Origin of the sequence: Bacillus cereus group sp. BfR-BA-01408 (genome assembly GCF_022663305.1) — a bacterium.
GTDB classification, from domain to species: domain Bacteria; phylum Bacillota; class Bacilli; order Bacillales; family Bacillaceae_G; genus Bacillus_A; species Bacillus_A pacificus.
In genome coordinates this window covers 1-242 of the sequence record NZ_JAKUFF010000284.1, presented here as the reverse complement: position 1 = coordinate 242, position 242 = coordinate 1, and the positions used below count along the sequence as shown (strand labels likewise).

Sequence of the window (242 nt, the reverse complement as noted above, 5' to 3'; positions counted from 1 at the left end):
AAAGACCGTCCGACAATGATCAAAGTAGACTTACTACAAAACGGGAACGTGATTCAAACACAAGACGTACTAGCAGTAATGGGTTGGAAATATATATTCGCAGATTTAGAAGCATATGATGCAGAAGGAAAGGCTTACGAGTATGAAGTGAAAGAACAGCCAGTAGCTGGATATGAATCAAAAGTAAGTGGTACTGACATCACAAATACGAAAGTAGGTCAAACAAAAGTAGAAGGAACGAA

1 protein-coding gene is annotated in these 242 nt (G+C 38.4%); it reads left to right on the top strand.

Going from position 1 to position 242, the window contains the following annotated elements:
• Positions 1–242, top strand: a 242-nt coding sequence (locus tag MR083_RS27310; RefSeq protein ID WP_242270135.1) for a Cna B-type domain-containing protein, incomplete at both ends; no start/stop codon positions are given.